Source organism: Microvirga sp. jy35 (genome assembly GCF_056148915.1).
In genome coordinates this window covers 1-1,609 of the sequence record NZ_JBWBEW010000108.1, presented here as the reverse complement: position 1 = coordinate 1,609, position 1,609 = coordinate 1, and the positions used below count along the sequence as shown (strand labels likewise).

At 63.0% G+C, this 1,609-nt stretch carries 3 protein-coding genes and 1 pseudogene; 3 read left to right on the top strand and 1 reads right to left on the bottom strand.

Going from position 1 to position 1,609, the window contains the following annotated elements; genetic code table 11:
• The 3 genes from AC0QTX_RS27410 to AC0QTX_RS27400 all read left to right on the top strand — a co-directional run.
• Window positions 1-328, top strand: a 328-nt coding sequence (locus AC0QTX_RS27410) for a hypothetical protein (RefSeq protein WP_474606949.1), incomplete at its 5' end; no start/stop codon positions are given.
• Window positions 329-415: 87 nt separating this feature from the next.
• Entirely contained in the window at window positions 416-685 is a 270-nt protein-coding gene (locus tag AC0QTX_RS27405) for a hypothetical protein (RefSeq protein WP_474606948.1), read from the top strand.
• A gap of 286 nt (window positions 686-971) precedes the next feature.
• On the top strand, window positions 972-1,154 hold the full coding sequence (locus tag AC0QTX_RS27400; protein ID WP_474606947.1) for a hypothetical protein: 183 nt from the start codon (window positions 972-974) through the stop codon (window positions 1,152-1,154).
• 39 nt (window positions 1,155-1,193) lie between these two features.
• On the opposite strand, the pseudogene AC0QTX_RS27395 reads toward AC0QTX_RS27400, so the two are convergent.
• A pseudogene (locus AC0QTX_RS27395) lies at window positions 1,194-1,609 on the bottom strand (Na+/H+ antiporter NhaA); the annotation flags it as partial.

Genomic DNA, 1,609 nt, shown 5'->3' with positions numbered 1-1,609 from the left:
GGTTCTGGCGCCTGCGTTTCAGGCCGAGACCGGCATTGCCGTCACCGCCACCGAGCTGAACCCAACTGCACCGCTGTCAGACGCTGGCGCCGATGCGGCGCTCCTTCCGAGACGCCTTGCTGAAAGGCTCCAGTCAACCAGCCAAGTGCCCTCCCAGGTCATCTTTTCAGGTGATGTCATTCTGGTGGGATCGCGAGCGGAGATGGCCCGGGTGCGGGGCTTGAAGGATATCAGGAAGGCCTTGCGCTGGATTGCCTCGGCGCGCGGGGCTTACATGTCCAGCAGCGCCGCGCTTGGCACGCGGGAGCTGGAACTGTCCCTGTGGTAGAGCATCGGCGTCAATGTCCAGACCCGCTCGACCTGGTACATCGAGGGCCGCGGCGATGAAGCCGGCGTTCTCAGGCAAGCCGGAAGCATGGGCGCCTACCTTCTGGTCGAACGCATGACATGGGCGGCCCAGGCGAACCGGCGCGGTCTCGAGATGCTGGTGGAAGGGGATCCGGTTCTGCGCACTGACTATGTCAGTTACCTGGTCCGGGAGACCTCGCATGACGCTCGAGCGTGGTTTGATTGGCTGTCATCGGAGCCGGCCCGGACCGTCATCGCGAGCTTCAGCTCGAATGGAATGAAGGTATTCACGCCTGCCACCGGCAGCGATGCCGAAGGCCCTCCCTCAAGGACGTAACCCGGCTCATACGTGGTGTGGCGAGCCGTGCATGGATGTGCGGAAGTGCGACTAGGCTCACGCAGCGGTGTCGCCCACTGCCGGACAACTCTCATGGGACAGACGAGGGCCCGCGGCAGGTCATGGACCTTGCCCCGGCTGCTGCCTGCCAGACTGTATGCGAATGACCCAGAGGTCGAATCCAGCAGAGTTGCTCCTGGTTTGTTGAATGGAGCAGGGCTTGAGCGGTCCCACAATTTCCCCGACGGTCATCAGAGCCCCGTCAGGGAGGCTGAAGGGGACAACAGTGGGTGTGATGCTTGGACTTTCAATGCTGGGTATTGCGGCAGCGCTGCTCCTTCTGGGGCGTCCCCGCAAGGGCGAGGACATGCGCCCGTTCATGACCTCGTCACTGATCTACGCCGTCTATCCCGCGATGATCCTTGTGTTCATTGCCATGGGGATGCTGACCATCGTGATGAACCTGTAACGGCAAAATGGAACGGGGCCGGCCACCCGCCGCTCCCCTTCACTGCGACTTGGTGGCCTTCGCCTCCGGCCTCGCTATACCCAGAAGAGCTGCGCCAATCAGAGCCGACAGCCCGGATCCGAGCAACACTCCGAGCTTCGTGGCATCCTGCAACTCTGGTGAGGTTGGGAAGGCCAGCAGGCCGATGAGCAGGCTCATGGTGAAGCCGATCCCACACAGCAGCGCCACGCCGTATGCTTGCGCCCAGATGGCGTTCGCTGGCAGGTCCGCTCAGTCCTTGCGGATCGCCACCCACGAGAAGGCGAACACCCCCACCTGCTTGCCCACGAACAATCCCAGAGCGACCCCGAGCGGCACCGGGTTGAGGAGGGATGCCAGTGACATCCCGCTGAATGAGACCCCGGCATTGGCGAAGCCGAAAATTGGGACGATTAGGAACGCCACCCAGGGCTGAA